Source organism: Sphingobacterium tabacisoli (assembly GCF_017908035.1).
GTDB lineage: Bacteria > Bacteroidota > Bacteroidia > Sphingobacteriales > Sphingobacteriaceae > Sphingobacterium > Sphingobacterium tabacisoli.
On record NZ_JAEQMU010000005.1, the window covers coordinates 332,553 to 351,853 of the forward strand.

Genomic DNA, 19,301 nt, shown 5'->3' on the forward strand with positions numbered 1-19,301 from the left:
ATTTACAGTCTATAAAAAAGAAGAGAGAGAGAAATATTTATAAAACTGCAATTAGTGCCTAGGCATTTATTATACTAAATAAAAAAACACCTAGGTCTTAATATCTTTAATTTATAAGTTGATATACCTCACGCATGTAATAAGCTTCCTGTAGTGTGCTTGTAAAGTCCCTCCATTCATCCTCCGAAAACGTAAATAGGATTTCCTGTACGGGAGTCGGCAACAATACGCGAAATACGCCATCTGGAAAACCTAAAAACTCCTCAGCACCAATTTTTTTACTTATTTCTTCCAAAAAACAATCATATTGCAATGAAGTAAATGTTAGAATAAAGGCCCCCTGCCATATATAGTGGTTCTTGCATTTACTGCAATAACTGATGGTTGTACTACCCTTTGAGCCTAGTGTTATTGATTGACACATAAGTAATATATTTATTTAGACCAAATATAAATAAAAGAGTGGTAATAGAAAAGCTTTTATTAAAAATAATTTCTCCGTTGGTATAATCGCTTGAAAAAGCGCCTTTGATTTCCAACAGGCTCAATTACGACAACCACAAACCAAACAAAGTCTACTCTAAGCAGATTCGGTATGCTTTGAAAAGCCGAATTAAAACAAAAGGACTGGCTCCATTTTCAGAAGCCAGTCCTTTTACCTATTTAATTACTTAACTAATTCAATCCTCTCTTTTTCATCAGATGAATTGGATCTGGATCTTTTCCTCTAAAAGCTCTATACAATTCGGCAGGATCCCCTGTTCCACCTTTTTCAAGTATATTCTTACGGAACGATTCAGCAGTTGCCTGATCAAACAATCCTTTTTCCTTAAATGCAGCAAAAGCATCTGTATCCAATACTGCAGACCATATATAAGCATAGTAACCCGCCGAATAACCACCGGAGAAAATATGTTGGAAATAAGTACTTCTATAACGTGGAATAATAGCATCGATCAATCCAATCTTAGCCATCGCACCTTTTTCAAAGGCATTAACATCAGCTGAGATAGGAGAGGTCGCCGCATGGTAGTCCATATCCAACAGAGATGCTGCAAGGTATTCTGTCGTAGCAAAACCCTGGTCAAAAGTACCGGCTTTTTCCATTTTAGCGATCAATGAATCAGGAATAGCCTCTCCTGTTTTGTAGTGCTTAGCGTATGTTTTCAATACTTCAGGATCTGCGGCCCAGTTTTCCATCACCTGAGACGGCAACTCTACAAAATCGCGTGGCACAGAAGTTCCAGCCAACGACTTATATTTTACATTAGATAATAACCCGTGTAAAGCATGTCCGAACTCATGGAATAATGTTGTCGCTTCATCGAAAGTCAACAATGCGGGCTGATCTCCAACAGGTTTTGTAAAATTACATACAATGGAAATTACAGGTGCCACACGCTTGCCATCTTTGGTCTGTTGGCTACGGTAAGAGGTCATCCATGCTCCACCGCGTTTTGAATCACGTGGGAAGAAATCCGCATATAATAACCCCAGATGAGAACCGTCTTTATCTTTCACCTCATACACTTCAACTTCTTCATGGTAGGTAGGCACATTATTCAATGCGACAAAGGTGATACCATACAACTGTGTTGCTGTAGAAAACGCTCCTTCACGTACCGAAGATAAACTAAAATATGGTTTTATCTCCTCCTCATTCAACGCAAAACGTTTCACCCGTATCTTCTCCGCATAGTATCTCCAATCATATGGTGCTACCCTAAAGGTATCTTTTGCCGCTTCGATCTCCTTTTGAATATCAGCAGCTTCGACCTTCGCTTTTGCTAGTGCAGGGCCCCATAACTTATTCAACAAGATATACACATTGCCAGGGTTACCTGCCATTGATTCTTCTAACACATAGGCCGCATGTGAGGTATAGCCTAACAGTTTAGCTTTTTCTAAACGTAGGTTGGCGATCTTGACCAGATCAGCCTTATTATCGTTATCATTACCGTTATTGGCACGTAACTGGTATGCATTCCAAATTTCCTGACGCAACGCTCTGCTATCCGCATATTGTAAGAATGGCATTACCGAAGGGTTGGAAAGTGTAAACACCCATTTACCGTCCTTACCCTTTGCTTTCGCCGTCTCAGCTGCCGCTGCAACCAAACCTTCAGGAAGACCCGCTAGATCTTCTTTCTTATCAATCACCAACTCATATGCATTAGTCTCTGCTAATAGGTTCTGGCCAAATTGCGTAGTCAAAACCGAAAGATCTGCATTGATCTGCTTTAACTTATCTTTATCCGCATCTGACAAATTCGCTCCGGCGCGTACAAAACCTTTATATGTCTCTTCCAATAACTTCTTGTCTTCAGCATCTAAGCCTAGCACATCCTTCTTTGCATAGACAGCCTTTACTTTTTCGAAAAGCTTCGCATTCAGCTGTATCTCATCGCTATGCGCCGAGATTAACGGAGCCATATCCTTAGCTATGGATTGAATTGTATCATTCGTATTTGCTGAATTCAAATTATAGAACACCGTCGATACATTCCCCAATAAAGCACCGGCATTCTCTAAAGCTACGATTGTATTAGCAAAACTAGGTTCTTCCGTATTGTTAATGATACTGTCAATTTCTAAGTTGTGCTGCTTAAGCGCTTCTTGGAAAGCAGGTCTAAAATGCTCATCTTTGATTTTGTCAAAAGGAGGAACATTAAATGGCGTATCATATGCCGTCAAAAATGGATTATCCGAATCCTTACTCTTTTCTTCGTTATTACACCCCACAAAAATAGAGGCAACAACCAAAAATGGAATGAAGCTTTTTTTACTCATTTCAATCTATTTATTTTTCTTCTGTTTTTTGTTCTATTTAGCTCAAACATCTATCATAGTAATAATGACGATTCTTACGCGCACTTCGATTCACACCTCGGTTTCAACTTATCCCTGCAAACTTAGATAAATTTCATGACAAATCCGGTCTTCACCGCTTATTTACTGACATTCACCGAAAAGAGCATGAAAGATTCGATGCCGATATATACCTTTGAAAAAACAAACAACTATTCTAGCTCAAATTTGATATAATGAGTATGTTACAAAATTTTTTCTGGTGGTGTGCCGGCGTGCACAAAGAAACTCTATCCAAATTTCCAGAAGAACATAGCAAATACGTCAGTATCGGTGCCACTATTTTCTTTACGGGTCTTTTCGCTAGTTTGGCAGGCGGATATGCACTTTATTTCGTATTCAGCGGAAGTCCCTTCGCCTTCCTTTACGCTTCAGTTTTTGGAATAATATGGGGACTAGCAATATTTAATCTCGACAGATACATTGTACTCAGCCTGGACAAGTCGAGCGCCCTAAGCAAACAGCTATTACAGGCATTACCCCGCATCCTCCTTGCTATCTTAATAGGTATCGTTATTTCTCGCCCCTTAGAACTCAAAATATTTGACAAAGAGATAAAGGAGCACTTACGCGTTGAATATCTAAAACAGCAACAGGCACGTATTGATACATTAAATCATACTTTTGAGCACAAGTATCAAGTAGAATATGGACAACTACTTCGTCTCAAATCTCAAGCTGATTCTTTAGAATCGACCATTAAGACTTCTAGACAACAGCTGAACCATGAAATATTTGGAACAAAGACAGCGGAAACCTCGGGCGTATTAGGTTACGGTCCTTATGCAAAGCGCAAAGAAGAAAGTCTCCAAAAAGAAGAAGTATTTTTAGATACCCTAAGAAACAGAATACAGCAAAAAGAAAGTCAACTCTTGGTACGAAAAGAGAAAGAAGGACTATTCGACCAAAAAATACTGTCAAACACAAGTCTGGACAGTGCCATAAATATAGCGGGCTTTGCTGACCGAAATGCGGCATTGGCAAACCTTCATAAAAAACCGGATGGTACGGAGGATAGCTCAACAAAATACGCTGTCATCTTTATTGCCTTACTTTTCGTGTTTTTTGAGTGTCTTCCGGTTTTTGTCAAACTAATGAGTGCCAAAGACCCCTACGACATGGCTATCCGAAGCCAGCGAACCATACACCAACTTGAATCTACCTCAAATGTGGACATCGAAAAGAATGCACTAAATCAGTTGATTCCACAACGCACGGATATAGCCATACAGAGACGGATGGATAAGCTCTCAGAAAACTACGAAAAGTCGAAAAATCGGAGATAAATTATGTCAAATAATAGTTGTCTATTAAACTTTTTAGCCTTTTTGGAATCATATTTGGTATAAGGACAATATAATAGTGTAATTAAACGCAACAAATATGAACAAACAATTACTTAAGACCCTTACTCTTTTATTGGGTCTGCTAGGCTTAACAACGATGACTATGGCTCAATCTGTTTTAAAACAAAACACAGATATATTTCCAACTCCTGAAGCAGGATATAAGAAAATGATTATTGAAGTCCCTCACTCGAAGAATGATGACAACAAGAAAATCGAATTCAGTGTGGGTAAATGGATGGAAGTAGACGGCTGTAACCTTTTCTCTCTGCAAGGGACCTTAGAAAAAAAGGATTTGCAAGGATGGGGCTATGACTACTACACCTTTAAAACAAATGGCAACGTAGTATCGACTCAAATGGCTTGTCCTGGAGCTCCAAACAGACACTTATTCGTCTCCGCTCAGCCTGAAATGGTACGTTATAATGGAAAATTGCCTATCGTAATATACGCACCTGAAGATTACGAGGTACAATTCAAGATCTATAAAGCGGAAGAAGATGTCTACACTGCGGCAGAGGAACGGGTGAAGAAAAAATAGACCATATAAAGGTTTGGAAATAAAAAAAGGCCAGTCAAATTTGACTGGCCTTTTTTATGTATTATCCTTTTTTATTCACTTTACGCTCATTTTCCGTTAGGTAAATTTTACGTAAGCGGATAGACTGAGGTGTTACCTCAATATATTCATCGCCTTGGATGTATTCCATTGATTCCTCTAACGAGAACTTAATAGCAGGAGCAATACGTGTGTTATCATCCGTACCGGACGCACGCATATTTGTCAATTGCTTAGCCTTAACAATATTAATTGTTAAATCGTTGTCTCTGATATGTTCTCCTAAAATCTGTCCTTCATAGATTTCTACTCCTGGTTCAACAAAGAACTTACCACGATCTTGTAACTTATCAATAGAGTAAGCTGTAGTAGTACCTTTATCTAAAGAAATCAATACACCATGTAGACGACCAGGAATTGTTCCTTTCCAAGGCTCGTAACCTTTAAGACGGTGTGCCATTACAGCCTCACCAGCTGTAGCAGTCAGGATGTTGTTACGTAATCCGATGATACCGCGTGATGGAATTTCGAATTCCAAGTGCTGCATTTCACCTTTTGCTTCCATAATCAATAACTCACCTTTACGTTGTGTTACCAATTCGATTACTTTACCAGACACATCACCAGGAACATCGACTACCAATACCTCTACTGGCTCGCACTTTTTACCATCAATTTCTTTAACAATAACCTGTGGCTGTCCTACTTGTAACTCATAGCCCTCACGACGCATAGTTTCAATAAGTACGGACAAGTGTAAGATACCACGACCGTATACCAACCATGCATCAGGAGATTCTGTTGGAACAACACGTAATGCTAAGTTTTTCTCTAATTCTTTCTGTAAACGGTCATGAATATGACGAGAAGTAACTAATTTACCTTCTTTACCAAAGAAAGGCGAGTTATTAATCGTAAACAACATGTTCATGGTAGGTTCGTCGATTTGGATAACCTCCAATTGTTCAGGGTTCTCGAAATCAGCGATAGTATCTCCAATATCAAAACCTTCAATACCTACCACCGCACAAATATCACCCGCTTTAACCTCAGAGACTTTAAGACGTCCTAGGCCTTCAAATATTTGAAGTTCTTTAACACGGCTTTTAACAATCTTGCCATCACGTTTTACTAAGGAAACAGGTTGGTTTTCTTTAATAGTACCACGTGCTACACGACCAATCGCTATACGGCCAACAAATGTAGAGTAATCTAAAGAAGTAATCTGCATCTGTAATGTACCCTCATTTTGAGGCGCCGCTGGAATATGTTCAATAATTGCATCTAACAATGCGCTAAAGTCTTGTGTTGGTTGTTTCCAATCCGTAGACATCCACCCTTGTTTTGATGAACCATATAATACAGGAAATTCTAATTGCTCTTCCGTAGCATCTAAGCTAAAGAATAGATCAAAAACATTTTCATATACTTCGTCAGGACGACAGTTTTCCTTATCCACCTTATTAACAACGACAATAGGTTTTAAGCCTAATGCCAAAGCCTTTTGAGTAACAAAACGTGTCTGAGGCATAGGCCCTTCAAAGGCGTCACACAACAACACTACACCATCCGCCATTTTGAGTACACGCTCAACCTCTCCACCAAAATCGGCGTGACCAGGGGTATCAATTACATTGATCTTAACATCTTTGTATTTGACAGCAACGTTCTTCGAAACGATTGTAATACCTCGTTCACGTTCTAAATCGTTGTTATCTAAGATTAAATCACCTGTACCATCATTATCTCTAAACTGGTTCGTGAAATGTAAGATTTTGTCAACTAACGTTGTTTTTCCGTGATCGACGTGAGCGATAATCGCTATATTTCTAATATTTTGCATCTAGCAAGTAAATTTGTTTTAAATTCAGGGTGCAAAGATAATTATTTTACACCTCAAATTTTAGTATTTTGTATTATTATTTTGTTAACCTTCCGATTTCACCTTCAAACACTTAGGACCTTTTTACGTCAAAAACCGCCCCAAAAGAACTGCTACAATATGAGCAATGTCTTTTTTCATTCTCAGTTAACAAGTAATTTTAGCTTTTACGAGATTACGCCAAGGGCTTTCCCTACTTTCGTAAATGCTGCAATCGCCTTATCTAGATGCACTCTATCATGAGCTGCAGAGATCTGTACCCGGATACGTGCTTTGCCTTGTGGCACTACCGGATAATAGAAACCAATTACGTAAATTCCCTCTTCCAACATTTTAGAGGCAAACTCTTGCGCCAACTTAGCATCATAAAGCATAACAGGCACGATAGGGTGAAAACCAGGTTTAATATCGAAACCTGCGGCAGTCATCTGCTCACGGAAATATAACGTATTCTCTTCTAATTTGTCACGTAGTTCCGTAGTCTCACTCAACATGTCCAAAACTGCAACCGATGCACCTGTAATTGCTGGGGCCAATGTATTAGAGAATAGGTATGGTCGAGAGCGTTGACGCAACATATCGATGATTTCCTTTTTGCCAGAGGTGAATCCACCTGATGCTCCACCTAAAGCCTTACCTAATGTACCAGTTATAATATCAATACGATCTATGACATTAAATAACTCATGCGTACCTCTACCTGTTTTACCAATGAAACCAGAACAGTGGGACTCATCGATCATCACCAAGGCTTCATATTTGTCTGCTAAATCACAGATCTTATCCAAAGGAGCCACCGATCCATCCATAGAAAAGGCTCCATCAGTAACGATTATTTTGTGACGGGCACCAGAAGCGGCTTGTAACTGAGTTTCCAAATCCTCCATATCGCAGTTCTTATAACGGAAACGCTGTGCTTTACATAAACGTACACCATCAATTATCGAAGCGTGATTCAACTCATCTGAAATGATTGCATCTTCCGCACCAAACAAAGGCTCGAATACACCGCCGTTGGCGTCAAATGCAGCTGCATAAAGAATCGTATCTTCTGTCCCTAAAAAACTAGACAACTTTGCTTCCAGCTCTTTGTGCACATCTTGTGTACCACATATAAAACGCACAGAAGACATACCATACCCGTGATCATCGATAGCTTTTTTTGCAGCTTCCACAACCTTCGGATGAGACGAAAGTCCCAGATAATTATTCGCACAAAAGTTGACTACCTCTTGTCCTGTGCTTACTTTAATATCTGCCCCTTGAGGTGTTACAATAATACGTTCCTCTTTATAAAGTCCTGCTTCTTTGATTGCGGCCAACTCTTTTTCCAATGCTGGCTTTAACGTTTTGTACATATGAAAAAAATAAAATTTATAATTTTAAAATATCCAAAGCGTTAGGGCCTTAGGACATTTGATTCTTGTCCCAAAGATAGCAGAATTTTACCACACCGCAGTACGAAATCGTTTGTCTGAATATTATCAAACCCACTTTATTTGGTACGTGTCCAGGTTTCTGACCGTCCAAACATACTAATACCTATGAATCCACGAATATCCAAAGCATTATCTCCCTTAAGCTTCATTTTACAACTATAAGTCTTGCCGCTTTTCGGATCGTAAATTTCTCCACCCTCATACGAGTCCCCTTTCTTTGAAAAATCTTTCAATAATACGATTCCATTTAGATCACGCGATCTCAATTTTTCATCTGGGTTTTTCGTATCTTTCTTTGACTTATCTTTGACTAAGTACAACTTACCAAAAAACTTGCCGTTGGATTCATAAATCTCTACCTTCCCCTCTCCACTTGGATTTAACCACGTCCCTAGAATAGGATCCTTACCTTGCGCATAAGATACCACGGTAAACATTAGCGCTACAAAAGAAAATAACAACTGTCTCATAATATAATCAAGTTTAAAATGCATATTAAAGATAACACATTTTTTGTATGCCTGCATAGCAAATAAATATTTTAACTAGTAGTCCTAGAATTGACCTTTCTAAAGCTGTATTTGGCACTAATTTTGAACACTGTTAATCAAAAACAGGTACTATTATGAGATTCATTATTTCCCTTTTATTGACAGGACTTGTCGTTGCAATTGCAGCCTACGTTATTCCTGGAGCTCATGTTGAAGGTTTTGGATGGGCTATTGTCACTGGCTTGGTAATTGGTTTTGTAAATGCTATAGTGGGTGGTGTGTTAAGATTATTTACTTTCCCTTTAAACTGGCTGACCTTTGGTCTAGTTTCATTCATCATCACCATACTTATGATTATGTTGAGTGATTCCATTATGGGATCTAAGTTTGACGTTGATGGTTTTTGGAACGCGGCGCTGTTTGCAATCGTCGTTGCAATAATCGAGATGCTTTTAGGTAGCATGCTAAGCCGAAAAAAATAAATCAAGAGACAAAGAAAAGCCCCTGTTTATTATAGACAAGGACTTTTGAGGTTAATATAGGGATGGAAAATCCTTTCATATGATGAAGTTGCTCTGCTAGAACGAACAACAAATCTAATATATAGTCTAGTATTGTCCGAATATTTAGGGGGGACAAAACAGGGACAATTTCCGAAAAAGTTGATTAGAGCTAATCAGACAATAAAAAGCCTCCACAGAATATTCTGTGGAGGCTTTTTATTAGGCTTAAACCTAGGCTATTTCTTCTTTTTCTTCATCTTATTGATCCAAATCATCGTGCCTGTAACCGGTAAAGAAGTCGCAATAAGACAGGCTATGAAATATAAAAGTTTACTAAATGGTCCATATACATCCCCAATATGCAATGCCTTAATCGATGCAGATGCCCGCTCGTTAAATGGCTTATCTCTAAAAACATCCTTCTCTAGCACCGTTCCGCTGTATTGATCCAATGTCAATTTATCCCCTGCAGAAGGAGCGAAAAAACCCACACGGTTCTTTGAGACAGAAACAGTACCGACACTATCTTTTGCAAAATTGACTGTAATATCTCCATCATAAGGCAACAGTTTATTCACAATTAAAATAGTCTCTTCGATAGTTAAAGGCTCTTTTCCATCCGTAGGCACTACAGAAACTAATGTCGGCTTATCTTCCTTCGGTGCATCGGGAGATTTATAGGTCCCCCAAGTCTTTTGCCATCCTGCCCTATACCATTCAAATGACCAGAAAGGTCCTGTCACCGACATTAAAAATAGAATTATGCAACTATAGAGACCGAGCGTATTATGCAAATCGTGATTGATACGCTTCCATCTCGCTGACCATTTTATCTTAAGCCCATTCTTCCATCCTCTCATCTTAGCTGGAAACCAGATAATCATACCAGAGACAACCCCCAATAAAAACAGCAACGTAGCTGTACCTGTAATCCAAGATCCCAACTTACGATTCTCCACCCCCTCTATAATAGGTTTTTCCACCTCATTCAGAAGTAGCCAGCGATGCAAGCCGAACATGGTTTGCATCAGAGCAGCTGTCTTCGTCTTCTCTTCCGAAGGGTCACCGATCACCTGTCCTGTATACGGATTTATGGCCATCTGATTGGCACGAGGACCACGTCCACCAGGGGCTGGGGCAGATTTTTTCTCTTTCCCAGTACCTGCACTACCCACTTCACCAACCTTATAGGTATCTTTTTCTTTGGACGCCGACTCATCTTCCTTAGTAGCAAGTTTGGCTTCCGCAATTCCTGTATTAATCTCAGTCTTTTTCTTATCTTCCTTCTTTTCCGAATCGCCCTCTTCCTTTTTAGGCTTACTATACAATGCAAATATCGTCTTATCGGTATCAAAAGGAACTTTCACCCCAACAACCTTCCCCTTTATAGACGCCTTAGCCTGCTTAATAAGAGTATCCACATTTTGTTTATCTCCCTCTGGAGCGACTTTATAATATTGCGGTATAGCTGCCTCTCGAAGTTCTGTATTATATGTATAGACAGTTCCTGTCAGACAGACAATCAGTACGACAATACCGGAAATCAATCCGCCCCATAGGTGGATATCATTGAAAAATTTGCGAATTTTAGGCCAATTGGATGAAGACATATTGTTTTATTTTTTGCAAATATATATTATTTATTCTTAGTCTAAATAATGTTTGACACAAAAAAGCTATTCGTAAAAAAATAAGAAGCTGGCTACTCGACTTACTTTAAATTTATCTCCAGTTATAATAACTTCTACCTTGAGTTAGCGCATAAATATTATTTGTAACTAAGTCAATAGTTATTATTAATGGCTAGTCAAATCAAATGAGATTAATGCATTTAAATAGCGATCTTTAATATTTTAATTAACGTCCCACCAAATGCGCGCTGTTAATATACCATTATCGCCCTGCCTACTAACATTTACATTATTGGTATTTATCTCGGTTTCGGGATACATAAATCGTAGCGGATAAGCTTCTGGAGTCGGAGAAGAAACGGAGTTCGGGAAATTAGGATAACCTAATCTTCTAAAATCCGCCCAAGCTTGAATGTTATTAACACTATTTAGAGCTAACCATTTTTGGGTGATGATTCTTTCAATCTTATTGGTTGCATCACCGTATCTGACATTCGTCTGATTCATATAATCTTCAATGTTGTAAACCGCATTAAATAGATAATTGAAAGATGCCTGTATCCCATTTTGGTATAGACGACCAGCTTCCCCCGCGATCCACCCTCTCTCTGCTGCTTCAGCCTGTAAGAAATTTGCTTCAGCCAATGATAATAATACTGCAGATTGACTGAATGATTTCACTACTCCCCCTGGTTTGTTTCCATTCTCGTTAGGTCCTTTGAAAGCGGACGTGTTGCCTGCGGCAAATTCATCTGCTATAGCATTGCTTCCAAAAATAACTCCCTTATATTCCCCTTTTGCACTTACATAATTTTGCGCGAGCCTAGGATCATTGTATTCCTTATACTTGTTAACCAGGTACTGACTTGGACGAATATTTGCATAATTAGCTACAGCTACTCCCGAATTGTTACGATAGTACGTTTCGTAAAATGGGCTCATTTTAGCCGCCGTATTCAAGAATCCCGGATTGACAGCTGCATCTTCTTCTAAAAATCCTGATCCCTCTTGAACAATCTTAGCAATCTCCTGCCTGATATAAGTTGCCTGATCCTTAACTTCAGACTGGCGTAACAAAGCCCGTAGCTTCAGTGTATTTCCAAACTTAACCCACTTGACTTCGCTTCCCTTGAACATCACATCGTCATTAGATGGCTTCAAAGAAGCAACCTTTATCTCTGCAATACCTTCTGTAATTAAGTCCATTGATTTTCGATACACATCTTTACCTGATTCATAAGTAGGATGTAAGATAGAAGATCCCTTTAACGCTTCTTCATAAGGCACATTATTATAAAAATCAACCAGCGTAAAGAAATGGTGTGCCATCATTATTTTAGCAATCCCAGAATAGAACAATGCCTGTTCGGCAGTGGCCTGATCCAGCACCTCCTTATAATACAACAGATTGTTATAACTGGATTCCCAAACTGCTATTCCGTCGCGAGTATCTCTTATAGCTGGTCCATTATAATTTTTCAAAGACATGAAAGAGCTCACACCTTCATTAGATGTACCCCAATAGCCACCCCAGAAGCCACCCACTTGATTTAACTGAGTAGACTCATATGCTGCTGACGTCACCAACGCCGCAGGAAGTTTGGCACTTAAACTTAAATTCTCTTTTATCGGAGAGTTCGGATTATCATTGACATCCAAAAAATCACTACATGCCACAAATGTTATGGAAGCAAAAGCTATAATTCCGATTCTAATTATATTGTATCTCATGTTTATATTCTTAAAAAGTCAAATTCACGTTAAAGCCCATTGAGCGCGTAGATGGGATCTGTCTAAAACTGTTATATCCATCCGTCTGATTGTATAAAGCCTCTGGATCTCCGATCGTATTGGAAGAATGTCTAATAATAAACAAGTTGTTTCCAACGAATCCCAGACTCGCCTTTTTAATCATTTTTTGCCCTGCAAGCCATTTCCCCGGTACATCATAGCCAATATAAAGCTCCCTCAATTTGAGGTAATCTCCTTTTGCGGCTGTAACCGTTTGAATAGCACCATAAGCATCCCACCATGCTCTATCTCCTTTAGAATATACTTCTGTATTTTCAACGATAGATCCGTCAGCCAGGCGAACCATTGAATTAGGCATAATGAATGGCTTTCTATCGTATTTTACCGTCTCGGGGTGTGTCCCAGCCTTATACATCCTTGGAATCACTTCGGAGTACATCCAACTTCCCAATCGGGAATCTAATTGAAAACCTAAAGTGAAAGATTTATAACTGAACCTAGAATTAAAGCCCAACAGATAAGGGGGAACCATAGTACCTAATACTTTTTCATCCTCAGAAGGAATAACATTACCGTCTTTATCTAGGACGATTTTCCCTCCCTCTCTTTTAAAATCTGTCATACGAAGTGTTGGGTACTGATGATCTTTAATAGCATAAGCTTGTCTAAAAATATTAAACTCATCGCCTGCATACAGATCTTTGGCTTTAGTATCTGTATAACTGAAATTAACCCCAAAATCCAATGTAATGTCTCCCTTACGAATAGCTGTACCGTTGATCATCACCTCGATGGTTTTGTTGATAATCCGTCCAGCATTTACAATCGTAGAATTAAATCCGGTGGCACTTGAAATGCCAGCATTAAAGATCTGTCCATCTGAATCTGAATATGCATACGCAATATCAGTACGTAACCTGTCATTGAAAAGGCCCAATTGCGTACCAACTTCAAAGGACTTTACAAATTCGGGTTTGATCAATAGATTCGGTTCTGACAATGAAGGCGTGAACCCCACTAAACTTCCAAATGGGAAACCCGCAGTTTGACTATAAGCCAAGTTCAACCTATAGGGGTCTAAGGTTACATTTCCCGTTTTATTATAAGAACTGTAGATACGACCGTAGTTCAATATTTGATTATCACGAAACGCATCAATAGCATCTGTAAACACGAATGACGTGCTTATACCAGGAGAAAAGTAACTATTGTTGTTGGGATCTAAAACAGATACCTGATCGTTTCTTCCTGTCAATGTCAAAAACAAATAATTTCTATACCCGGCAGTAAACTCGCCATAGGTAGCAAGAGACCTGTATTTTGTCAAGGTAGCCCCTCCTGTAAGCTCCCCTGTTCTTGATCCTTGATTGAAAATATCTTCAAATAATAAGTTTGCCGCACTGACGTTAATCTGTTTCGTATTATCCATACGAACATTTTGTCCCAGCAACAACCTGGTAGAAAAATCACCAAAGTCCTTGTGGAAGTTCAAAATCAAATCATTATTAAATCTTGTAAATCCGCGATGTGTATCGTTTACCGAACCATTTATATTTCTAGTTGCGACATTGGATACCAACTTACGATTAGTCACCCGACCAGGCTCTGATTGAAAATACAAACCTGTACGATAAGTCGCGTCAAACCAATCTGTAAATTCATAGTTAAATTCCAGCTTTGAATTGAGTGTGTGCTGATCAAACGTATTTCTATTATTGTCCGCCATAAAGATAGGATTGCGAGTACTCGCAACAGGATTATACCAGTTCAAAGGATGATTTGGCGAATTAGGATCCTCCCAATTACGAGCTTCTTTATAATCTATATTTGCAGGTTGTGTATAGACCGACAACCATGGACCATCACCTGTCGTATTATTTTTGAAGAATACATAATTCAGATTAAACGATGTATTCAATTTATTAAAACGGCGAGAACCGTTGAATCTAGCACCGGTACGACTAGACTTGTCTCCAGGAATCACCCCTTTAAGACGTACATCTTGAAGAGACATAAAATAGGTCCCTTTCTCATCACCTCCCGAGAAAGATAAGTCATTCTGCGTAGTAATGCCAGTATCAAAAAAGGCTAGGCGATTGTCCTTACTTGGCGCAGCATACACCTTATTCGGTTGCACACCATTAATAGGCAACCCAAAATCTCTTATCTCTCCGTTGAACTTATCTCCCCACGATTCACTTGTCACAGGACTATAAACGCCATTTTGTCCTTGTCCAAAAGTAGTTTGCGCAGGTGGCAATAGAAATACATTTGAAAACGTTGTACTATTGCTGAAATTAATCTGTCCTGTTTGAGCCTTCCCGGATTTTGTGGTAATCATGATTGCTCCATTCACCCCTTCAGATCCATATAATGCAGCAGCATTCGCGCCTTTCAGCACGGTGATATCTTGTATATCGTTGGGGTTGATACGAGTAATATCCGGCAGAGGCACTCCATCCACAACGTACAATGGATCATTCTTATCACGATTCAATGAGCGCGTACCTCTTAATCGGATTTGAATACCCGGATCAGTCTTTCCCGTAGTTAAGTCTGTTGCATTAATTCTTAGGCCTGCAACTTTGCTTGATAATGCCAAAAGTGGGTTCACGACTTTTCCTAGGTTGAGCTCTTCATTGCTCACGGACTGCGCCGATGTTCCCAATTCCCTAGATTGCCGTTTTATTCCGAGCGCTCCAGTAACAATTACCTCAGAAAGCATTTTGAAATCTTTGACCAACACAATCTCGATCTTAGTCTGTCCACTACCAAGTCGTATCTCCTGCGTCAAATAGCCTATGTGAGATACCACTAATGTCTGTCCTTCGTGTGCACGAATCCGAAAAGAACCTTGAGATCCAGTGATGACGCTACCTGATCTGTCATTTTCCTTAACAGAAATAGATACACCTTTTATCGGTGTTCGCTCAAATTCCTCCAAAACATGTCCTTCTACAGTTAAATGTACCTGTCCAAACACATCCCCGGAGTAGGTTGCTATGAAAATAAGCAATAAAATAGAAAAGTATTTTTTTATCATCCTTGACCTTTTTTAGTTAATACTTGTAAATTTCCTTATCTTTGACTTAGAACAAGTCTAAATAAAGGTTTGTGCCGCAAATCTAGATGTATTCTAAATAACAAAATGACGGAATCAGGAAAAAAAGCTTCAAATTCAGAAATCTCAGAATTTCAATCTGAATCCACTGTAGCATGTTCATTGACCTCTACTTCTCTAGATATTCATTATGCGCTGTTGCATGGCACCAATAATCAAGAGCTGAGCAGTCCATTAGACGGGTTTCTAAACATCTTATTCCCCGCGTACGAGAACAGTTGCATCTGTCCTTATTTTCTGCAGAAACAGTCCTATATAATTCGAGGAGGAGAAAATATTATCCACCCTATTCAAAAAGGTGAAACGCTGGAATGGAAAAACATTTATGAGGATCATCTTGCTATTGCCTTATTTATCTCTAATGAGCTATTAGATGACTTTAGAAAAAAATTTGCAGAAGATACCCTCCGTTTTAGTAATGGACTATTGACCAATAGTGATAACAGGACCCGATTACTTATCAATCAGCTCATGGCGTACATACGCCATGACAACTATTTAAACCGCTTGCGGATACAGGCCCTATTAATCGAAATTGTTGTACATCAAATCGAAGGCCTCTATGCGGAGAACGAAAAGCACGAGATCATCCCGAATAAAAACCACTATGACAAGATAGTGCTAGCAAAAAATCTGATTCATAGAGATTTATCAAAAAACTACACTATCTCTGAGTTGGCAAAGCATGTAGGTACCAACGAGCAATATCTAAAAAAACACTTCAAACAGTATTTTGGTAAAACAGTGATGAATTACATCACGGAAAAGAAAATGGAACACGCCAAAGAATTGATACTGACAGGAGATTACAGGATATCGGACGTTGCACAAATGACGGGCTACAAACATTCCACGCATTTTACTTCGGCATTCAAAAAGTATTTTGGCTTTATCCCTAATTCTCTGCGGTATACATTTCTAATCGCGAATGAAGGAGCTCATATGCTTGCCGAATTTGAAAATTTCATAAATATATTATAAACAAGAAAGGCTTTCATAATTAAATGAAAGCCTTTCTTGTTTATGGCATGTTTTACCTAAAACCTGCAAGTCAATGTTGTCATGAAATTACGAGGAGCAATAGGATTCACCGAATAATTCTCATGTATAAAATAATTAAGCTCGTTGGTTATATTTGCCATTTTAGCAAGTAAGCTGAAACGTCCTATCGAATAGCCCAGCGATACATCAACAGTAGTGAACGGATCGACCGGAATTAATCTATTTTCTCCTTTTTCGATATTGATTTTGGAATTGTTCCAACCTGCATTACGCTTTCCGGTATAGAAAGCCGAAACCCCAAATTTCAACCCTTTAACCGCTCCATCCTGTATAGTATAGAAAGCAGTAGCATTTCCTGTATGTGCAGTAGTTCCAACCAGCCTTACACCTTCCTCTGAACCCGATGTTTCGACCATTTTCTCCACCATATTACCATTTTTATCCGGCACCATAGCTTTATACCGTGAAATAGGCAATGTCTCCGTATAACGCATAAAATTATAGGCATACCCCGCCATAATATCAAGGCCAGGCAGTAGGTGTCCTGTAATATCAAGTTCGATTCCATCGGAAGCTGTTTTTCCAGAAAACTCTTTCATATTGGTATCGCCATTGCCCTCACCATTCGCACCGAACAAGGCCATTTGTGCGAATTTGCTATTATTAATACGATACAAAGTTAAATTGGCAGAAAGCGCTCCTTTAAAGAAATCATTCTTAACTCCAGCCTCATAATGGTCGACAATAGAAGGAGCCAGCGGTTGGTAATTCACGTCATATCCCGTATTTGATGTAAAGTTATTCGTATAACTCACATAGACTGTAGTTGTCGTAAGTGGCTGATAAATCAATCCAAATTTAGGAGACCATGCTTTGTCTTCTTTTATTGGAACATCATTGTTAGCTAAATCTTTGGGAATCTGTGTTGTCAAAGTATTATTTGCATAATCGAACTTATCAGAATATGGTGTACGCTGATACGTAAAGCGAACCCCGGCAAGCACTTTAAATTTTTCAGAAAGCGCAACCATGTCCTGTACAAACGCACCATATCGATAAACATTTGTTTTAGTCCAGCTGCTATAAGTCGCGTTAGGAATATCTTGCCTCATGCCAGCTTTATAAGGATCGAAAACATCGATTATATCGTATGCTGTATTTGGTTTACTTGGATCATTTAACCCTGCGAAGATATCATAAGCATAAGCTTTGGTTGCTGCCTGATCTGCATCTCCTCCTAACAGCACTTGATGTTTAATACCTCCAGTATTAAAAGCTCCTGTTAAATTAATTTGCTGATTCTTTGTAAACTCTTCCGTCTGACTTCTACTCAACGCCCGCGGAGCTAATCCTTGTGCATTTGCCTGAAGACGTTCAGAGCCATAATAATTACGGTTATAGTTTTGAAGACTTGCTATTGCGCTAATTTTCCAGTTTGCATTAAAATTATGATCTAAAGCCACCTGTCCATTCGTTGAATTTGTCTTATTAAATGCACCATTCACATTAAGGAAGGTACTTCTTCCGACCGCATCGTTCAATTTACCTTCTACCGAACCTACACCAAAATCAGGTGTAAAATCTGCCTTCAAGTAATCAAAATTCACATTCAACTCCGTCCGTTCGGAAATTTTATAAAGTACAGAAGGATTCACATATACCCTATCTGAAGTGACTACATCTCTATAACTATTTGCCGACTCGCCCGTTCCAACAAAGCGAAAAGCTACCTTATTGGACAACGGTCCATATATATCCAACGTCGGCTTGTATCTGTCCCAACTTCCGTAGCGCATTGACACCTCCCCACCAAGGTCAAATTTGGGCTTTTTAGTAACCAGATTCACAACCGCACCACCAGTAACTCCGCCGTACAACATAGCAGCTGAACCTTTAAGAACTTCAACCGACTCTAGCGTACTAGCTTCTATCTGTCCGCCATTATTAGTTCTTGCGCCATTTTTGAAAATATTGTTTGCTCCTAGACTATAACCCCGAGCATAAAAATTTTCTCCGACACCACCACGGTTCGCTCCCAGCGCAATACCATTCGCGTTTTTTAAAGCATCGCCTAAAGTATTGATCTGCTGATCAGCAATCACCTGTTTATTGATAATCTGGACTGACTGAGGCAAGTCCTTATCCTGAATTCCAGATTTCGCCACACCAACGGTCTTATTATTCACCGAATTATATCCCTTAACCTCCACTTGATCAATAGTGTTATTCCCTTTGTGTAGAGTTATCTCGTTTAACAATGTTTCACTTCCTCTTGGCACAACTGTCACACGATTCTTTTCAAAACCGACTCCTCCAAATAAAAGTTCAAAAGCTCCTTTCTGAGCCACGTACAATTGAAACTGTCCATTTTTATCAGTTTTCGTATAACTATTACCTACCGATATACTGATATCTGGAACAGACTGTCCCTTGGCGTCGATAACCAGTCCTTTGACGGTTGTTTGTGCATTTGCGAAAGAACAGGCTCCCAGTGTCCCCATTAATGCAAAAAACAGTTTAGCTCTCATATTTGATTTAATTTATACTTATTCTAAATTGAAGCAAAAATAGAGCTACCCTCCTGGTCATAAAATAAAAAATCCGACAAAAAGATTAATAATCCGAAATTTTAGTTCTTTTCATCGTTTAATCTCAACCATATAAACAAAAAAAGCCGACATGTTTACACACACCGGCTCTTGCTATT

Annotated in this window: 13 protein-coding genes; 4 read left to right on the top strand and 9 right to left on the bottom strand. The window is 39.1% G+C overall.

Annotation, left to right across the window (positions count from 1 at the left end; translation table 11 throughout):
• Window positions 1-106: 106 nt before the first annotated feature.
• Window positions 107-424 (bottom strand): hypothetical protein, encoded by a 318-nt coding sequence (locus tag JKG64_RS18290; protein ID WP_210355705.1) that lies wholly within the window; start codon window positions 422-424, stop codon window positions 107-109.
• Window positions 425-675: 251 nt separating this feature from the next.
• A complete protein-coding gene (locus tag JKG64_RS18295; protein WP_210355706.1) occupies window positions 676-2,790 on the bottom strand; it encodes a M3 family metallopeptidase in 2,115 nt (704 codons plus the stop codon).
• 254 nt (window positions 2,791-3,044) lie between these two features.
• On the opposite strand from JKG64_RS18295, the gene JKG64_RS18300 reads away from it, so the two are divergent.
• Together JKG64_RS18300 and JKG64_RS18305 are read left to right on the top strand one after the other, a co-directional pair.
• Window positions 3,045-4,154 (top strand): DUF4407 domain-containing protein, encoded by a 1,110-nt coding sequence (locus JKG64_RS18300; RefSeq protein ID WP_210355707.1) that lies wholly within the window; start codon window positions 3,045-3,047, stop codon window positions 4,152-4,154.
• Between the two features lie 97 nt (window positions 4,155-4,251).
• Window positions 4,252-4,755 (top strand): ecotin family protein, encoded by a 504-nt coding sequence (locus tag JKG64_RS18305; protein WP_210355708.1) that lies wholly within the window; start codon window positions 4,252-4,254, stop codon window positions 4,753-4,755.
• A gap of 61 nt (window positions 4,756-4,816) precedes the next feature.
• Here the strand turns inward: JKG64_RS18305 and typA are convergent, their stop codons facing one another.
• The 3 genes from typA to JKG64_RS18320 form a co-directional block, all read right to left on the bottom strand.
• Window positions 4,817-6,616: a translational GTPase TypA gene (typA, locus tag JKG64_RS18310; RefSeq protein ID WP_210355709.1), complete on the bottom strand. Its 1,800-nt coding sequence runs from the start codon at window positions 6,614-6,616 to the stop codon at window positions 4,817-4,819.
• 206 nt (window positions 6,617-6,822) lie between these two features.
• Complete coding sequence (gene kbl / locus JKG64_RS18315) at window positions 6,823-8,013, bottom strand: glycine C-acetyltransferase (RefSeq protein WP_210355710.1); 1,191 nt, start codon at window positions 8,011-8,013, stop codon at window positions 6,823-6,825.
• Between the two features lie 137 nt (window positions 8,014-8,150).
• On the bottom strand, window positions 8,151-8,564 hold the full coding sequence (locus tag JKG64_RS18320) for a DUF2147 domain-containing protein (RefSeq protein ID WP_210355711.1): 414 nt from the start codon (window positions 8,562-8,564) through the stop codon (window positions 8,151-8,153).
• Between the two features lie 155 nt (window positions 8,565-8,719).
• Here JKG64_RS18320 and JKG64_RS18325 point away from each other — a divergent pair, with 155 nt between their 5' ends.
• Entirely contained in the window at window positions 8,720-9,067 is a 348-nt protein-coding gene (locus tag JKG64_RS18325; RefSeq protein ID WP_210355712.1) for a phage holin family protein, read from the top strand.
• Between the two features lie 257 nt (window positions 9,068-9,324).
• Here JKG64_RS18325 and JKG64_RS18330 read toward each other — a convergent pair whose 3' ends face one another.
• From JKG64_RS18330 to JKG64_RS18340, 3 genes are all read right to left on the bottom strand, one after another.
• Window positions 9,325-10,698 (bottom strand): PepSY-associated TM helix domain-containing protein, encoded by a 1,374-nt coding sequence (locus tag JKG64_RS18330; RefSeq protein ID WP_210355713.1) that lies wholly within the window; start codon window positions 10,696-10,698, stop codon window positions 9,325-9,327.
• 243 nt (window positions 10,699-10,941) lie between these two features.
• Complete coding sequence (locus JKG64_RS18335; protein ID WP_210355714.1) at window positions 10,942-12,450, bottom strand: SusD/RagB family nutrient-binding outer membrane lipoprotein; 1,509 nt, start codon at window positions 12,448-12,450, stop codon at window positions 10,942-10,944.
• Window positions 12,451-12,460: 10 nt separating this feature from the next.
• Entirely contained in the window at window positions 12,461-15,514 is a 3,054-nt protein-coding gene (locus JKG64_RS18340) for a SusC/RagA family TonB-linked outer membrane protein (protein WP_210355715.1), read from the bottom strand.
• A 105-nt stretch (window positions 15,515-15,619) separates the two neighbouring features.
• Here JKG64_RS18340 and JKG64_RS18345 point away from each other — a divergent pair, with 105 nt between their 5' ends.
• Entirely contained in the window at window positions 15,620-16,573 is a 954-nt protein-coding gene (locus tag JKG64_RS18345) for a helix-turn-helix transcriptional regulator (protein WP_210355716.1), read from the top strand.
• A 56-nt stretch (window positions 16,574-16,629) separates the two neighbouring features.
• Here the strand turns inward: JKG64_RS18345 and JKG64_RS18350 are convergent, their stop codons facing one another.
• Window positions 16,630-19,122 carry a TonB-dependent receptor gene (locus JKG64_RS18350; protein WP_210355717.1) on the bottom strand — a complete coding sequence of 831 codons (2,493 nt, stop codon included), beginning with the start codon at window positions 19,120-19,122 and terminating at the stop codon, window positions 16,630-16,632.
• Between the last annotated feature and the right edge of the window lie 179 nt (window positions 19,123-19,301).

Coding starts and splice junctions, on each gene's coding strand:
- JKG64_RS18290 (WP_210355705.1), bottom strand. CDS start 424: ATGTGTCAATCAATAACACTAGGCTCAAAGGGTAGTACAACCATCAGT.
- JKG64_RS18295 (WP_210355706.1), bottom strand. CDS start 2,790: ATGAGTAAAAAAAGCTTCATTCCATTTTTGGTTGTTGCCTCTATTTTT.
- JKG64_RS18300 (WP_210355707.1), top strand. CDS start 3,045: ATGAGTATGTTACAAAATTTTTTCTGGTGGTGTGCCGGCGTGCACAAA.
- JKG64_RS18305 (WP_210355708.1), top strand. CDS start 4,252: ATGAACAAACAATTACTTAAGACCCTTACTCTTTTATTGGGTCTGCTA.
- typA (WP_210355709.1), bottom strand. CDS start 6,616: ATGCAAAATATTAGAAATATAGCGATTATCGCTCACGTCGATCACGGA.
- kbl (WP_210355710.1), bottom strand. CDS start 8,013: ATGTACAAAACGTTAAAGCCAGCATTGGAAAAAGAGTTGGCCGCAATC.
- JKG64_RS18320 (WP_210355711.1), bottom strand. CDS start 8,564: ATGAGACAGTTGTTATTTTCTTTTGTAGCGCTAATGTTTACCGTGGTA.
- JKG64_RS18325 (WP_210355712.1), top strand. CDS start 8,720: ATGAGATTCATTATTTCCCTTTTATTGACAGGACTTGTCGTTGCAATT.
- JKG64_RS18330 (WP_210355713.1), bottom strand. CDS start 10,698: ATGTCTTCATCCAATTGGCCTAAAATTCGCAAATTTTTCAATGATATC.
- JKG64_RS18335 (WP_210355714.1), bottom strand. CDS start 12,450: ATGAGATACAATATAATTAGAATCGGAATTATAGCTTTTGCTTCCATA.
- JKG64_RS18340 (WP_210355715.1), bottom strand. CDS start 15,514: ATGATAAAAAAATACTTTTCTATTTTATTGCTTATTTTCATAGCAACC.
- JKG64_RS18345 (WP_210355716.1), top strand. CDS start 15,620: ATGACGGAATCAGGAAAAAAAGCTTCAAATTCAGAAATCTCAGAATTT.
- JKG64_RS18350 (WP_210355717.1), bottom strand. CDS start 19,122: ATGAGAGCTAAACTGTTTTTTGCATTAATGGGGACACTGGGAGCCTGT.